Origin of the sequence: Thalassolituus sp. UBA2009, assembly GCF_002335285.1 — a bacterium.
Lineage (GTDB): Bacteria > Pseudomonadota > Gammaproteobacteria > Pseudomonadales > Oceanobacteraceae > Venatoribacter > Venatoribacter alkanivorans.
On record NZ_DDCJ01000003.1, the window covers coordinates 1 to 3,916 of the forward strand.

The following is a 3,916-nucleotide window of genomic DNA, read 5'->3' on the forward strand; positions in this document are numbered from 1 at the left end:
TAGGTGCATGAAAATGAACGTGTCCGTTTTATCGGGGCAAGAGTATTCTTTATGCCAGTCGTCCATTTATCCGGTGGAGCCCTTCATTATTCCGAGCATGGTCAGGGAGAACCGCTGTTACTGCTGCACGCTAACCCGGGTGACAGTGAGGATTTTTCCGCCGTTATTCCTGCACTGGCTGAACATTACCGGGTGCTCGCCATCGACTGGCCCGGCTATGGCCAGTCTGATTTACCAGCCCGGCCAGGCAGCGTTGATGTGACATTTTTTTATGCCGCACTGCGCGATTTTTTAACTGCGCTGGCTCTGCCGCCGGTACTGATTATCGGCAATTCCATCGGCGGCTATGCGGCAGCACGGTTAGCCAGTGAGGAGCCTGAACGGGTTCGCGGGCTGATACTCGTCTCGCCCGGTGGTTTTACCCCACACAATATCCTGACCCGCGCTTTCTGCCGTTTGCAGGGCAGCCGCCTGTCGCTGTCCCCCTCGCGCTTTGCCAGCCTGTATCTGAAACACCGCAGTGTTACCGCTCAGGCCATGTTGCAGCGTGCCAGCGGCCTGCAGGCAACGCCGGAGCGTATTACGCTGAACCGTGCCATGTGGCGCAGCTTCGCCCGTCCGGAAAGCGACCTGCGCCAGTCTGCCAGACGAATCACAGCACCGACTCTGCTGCTGTTCGGCCAATACGATCCGGCAATTCCGGCAAACAAAGACGGCAAAGCCGCCGCCCGCTCTATACCAGCAGCGCAGATGGTCACTCTGCCCTGCGGCCATGCTTCTTTTGCGGAAATTCCGGAGCAGTTTCTGGCACAGGTTCAGCCATTTCTGGCCGCGATTAAGCGCTGATGACAGCAGGCTGAGAACCTCAGCCTTTTTTCAGCTGTTTCATAAAATCCATAAAATGCGGTTTAAATTTGCTGAACAGCGGATGGTCTTTATTTTCCAGCATCACTTCACTGAAGAGTTTCAGACCAACGGCAAAGGCTTCTTCGTAGCCCTGCAGATCACCACGGGATTTAATCCGGTCAATAATTTTGAATATATCGTCGTGATTTCCCACGTTAAAAACCAGAGCTTGCGGATAAACGGAAGGCTGCCCCTGAGCATCACTCAGGTGTTTTATCTGAATTTCGTATTGATGTTGTTTCATAATATTTCCCGCTGATTTCTTTTTCTTTGTGTGGCGTTCGTCTGTTTCTGACAGCGTTATTGTCAGCGCAAACGACAGCTGCCGGTAATCACAATTAACGGAAGTAATAAAAGAGTACTCCATACGTTCCATGCGTTAGCCTCTGGTTTACAGTGGACATAGATATCACTAGTGTTCCACCCGTTCTAAGTTTGAGTCTCACATTAGCAGTAATGAAAGTTTCGAAGATCGGTTCAACACTTCATGGTGAATTCATTTGAGCACATGTTGGTTCCCGCATGACCATATCCACTAGTGTCACCTGAATAGTTTGAAGCAGCTCGCCCCCCCTTTGATCTGCGAAAAATACGTATCGAAAGACTGATTGCTTTGGATGTCCGTTGCCTGGCCCAGCAGAAGCATGACAATCTTTGGTTTTACAGCTTGGATATTGCCATCGGGATGGCGTCTAAACTACTGTGATGAGAGGTCATTAAAACAAGAGCTTGCCGGTAGTTAACTTAAAACTATTTTGTAGGCCGGTTAAACCAAAAACCTAGAGTGAATACCCGGTTTTAGTGATTTTTTTCTGAGTACTTACACTAACAGTTATGGTTCCCTCGGGTATAATCTGCGCCCATCCGTAAGTGCCAAGTACAAACCGTAAGGCATCTTTCCATTTCCGCGTATCAGCATAATCATGAAGTTGAGTGAGTGTTGAGATTCGTTAAACACTTTCTTTATCGTTCGCTTATCTTTACCGGACGGGCTTGGCCTGCATTGATAATGCGTATGCCAGTCACCTACATAATGGTATCCAAACAAATATTTCTCTTCGATAATCTTCTGCCATTCTTCTTCGGAAGGCTGAAAGCTATTTTGTGAAGAGTTGTCATGCGGTGTAGGTGAGGTAATCAGGTCTATTTGTAGAACCGGATCTGTTAGACACTTGGTAAACAGCATGCCACCGTACTCAGGATCATTTTGCTTTTGTACTTTCTCTTTTAGATAGTCGACTACACATGATGACAGCCTAACTTTTACGTCAGAATCCTTAAATAGAAATAACATCAGAGCAGACCTTCGGCAGCACTTAGATCAATCACAACTTTTTTGCAGCCCTCGCTTGTCGCACTGCTGATTTTTTGCCAAGATTCATTCCACCCCCCGCCGAGTGACTTAAGCCTGAATTCGTCGCCCTGCCAGCAAATCCAGCGATCCGATATATTCTCAGGATTCAAAATTAAATTGATGATTCTTTCTGCTGCAATCGAGTGTATGTATGAGACATCTATGTACCCGTATGGCTGGAATTCACCCGCACAAGCTGGTGTCGCTCTTAAAGTACTTTCATTCCACAAGGTGGCAGGAATTCTAGAGTTTCCGACTTCGTTACCTGAATGATTAAAGAGTTTCGAAAAGCATGGGCTATCACCATTGTGAATAAAGGCATGCGATACAACGGCATTTGGCTCAGTCCAGCAAAACATAATATCAGGAAGATCCAGCGCAGTGCGTAATTCGAGAAGAGCCATGTCCGATTCGTACTCGCCAGTACAGCTAACAATCAACTCAGAGTTTTTGAGCTGTCGAATGAAATCAGGGTTGCCTCCTAAGCTTTGCCACTTCTTAGAGTGTGTTTCTATTGTGCTCTCTGGGAACTTCTTTTGTAGCTGAGCAGCAAGGGCTGAAACCTTATCTAACTGTATGCTTTCGAAGCCTAACTCATGCCTAGAGATATTCTCTGGCATTAAATAATCGCCATCAATCAAGAGAAGCTTGCGAACCCCGCTCTGAACTAAGTGTCTTGCAATACCAGAGCCTATAGAGCCGCAACCAATGATAACGATTTGCCCTATCGATTTGATCAGATCAAGCTGTTGATTATGATCTCGACCATTGACCCAAGAGAAATCAGATCTAATAACGTAAAGCGGCAGGATCTTCTTCGGCTTAAGTCTATTAATAATAGCATCAAGGCTAACCCTTTTAGAGAAACCGCTCATCAATGAATGCTCGATACCTGCGGGTGCTAAATTGCCAGTCAGATTGAATGCGACCATGCAGTTATTAAAGCTACAAACAACAAGAGGCATCCTTGATTTATGTTCGCTCATCGCACGGATGATCTTTACGCATATCTTTTGCCATTCTGCTGTATGTTCTGCTTGTATCAGCTCAAGAAGCTGCAAGAAAGTTCTCGGGTATTCAGATGGCAGCCAGTGCTTCTCGAAACCTATAACCACTACAGGGGAGACCATCGCCAAAGCTCGGGCCTGTGCAACCTTCCTATTGTCGCCAGGAAGTAGGTTATGAACTTTAAGATGATGGATCAGGGCTGATCGACTTTCAGCCAGAAGATAACGATCTTTGGATTGCTTAAACGTGTATGCAATCTTAACCCCTTTAGATATTGGCGCTACTAAGCTGACAACATTAGTGGATGATGTTGCTTCGTACTGCCAGTAGCTTTGAAATTCATCTCTAAACTCATCATCAAGCATACCGCTTAAGCCATCACTTAGGAGCGTATAGGCATCGCTTAATATCGCAGTCACATAATCATCAGGCTGACTAAAATTAACCTTTGCCCTTTCACTCCACACGCACAGTTTTCCTTCAGCCTCAACATGGGGTATGCGTAGAGGTTCAATTGGTTTCTTGCAACGTACAAAAATATCGGGGAGTTCAAACTTTGCATTCTTTGTAAAAAGAGCCTGTAGATATACTGGCTCTCCTTCATGCAACAGGTTTGTTTTTATCTCCCAGCCGAAAGCATATGTTTTT

4 protein-coding genes are annotated in these 3,916 nt (G+C 46.2%); 1 reads left to right on the forward strand and 3 read right to left on the reverse strand.

Annotation, left to right across the window (positions count from 1 at the left end; all coding sequences use genetic code 11):
• Positions 1-51 precede the first annotated feature (51 nt).
• Positions 52-846 carry an alpha/beta fold hydrolase gene (locus B3P58_RS00150; protein WP_286715040.1) on the forward strand — a complete coding sequence of 265 codons (795 nt, stop codon included), beginning with the start codon at positions 52-54 and terminating at the stop codon, positions 844-846.
• A gap of 19 nt (positions 847-865) precedes the next feature.
• Here the strand turns inward: B3P58_RS00150 and B3P58_RS00155 are convergent, their stop codons facing one another.
• From B3P58_RS00155 to B3P58_RS00165, 3 genes are all read right to left on the reverse strand, one after another.
• Positions 866-1,150, reverse strand: a complete 285-nt coding sequence (locus B3P58_RS00155; protein WP_286715043.1) for a DUF3861 domain-containing protein — start codon at positions 1,148-1,150, stop codon at positions 866-868.
• 588 nt (positions 1,151-1,738) lie between these two features.
• Positions 1,739-2,200 (reverse strand): Mov34/MPN/PAD-1 family protein, encoded by a 462-nt coding sequence (locus B3P58_RS00160; protein WP_286715045.1) that lies wholly within the window; start codon positions 2,198-2,200, stop codon positions 1,739-1,741.
• On the reverse strand, positions 2,200-3,916 hold a 1,717-nt coding region (locus B3P58_RS00165; protein WP_286715048.1), incomplete at its 5' end, for a ThiF family adenylyltransferase. The genes B3P58_RS00160 and B3P58_RS00165, both read right to left, overlap by 1 nt.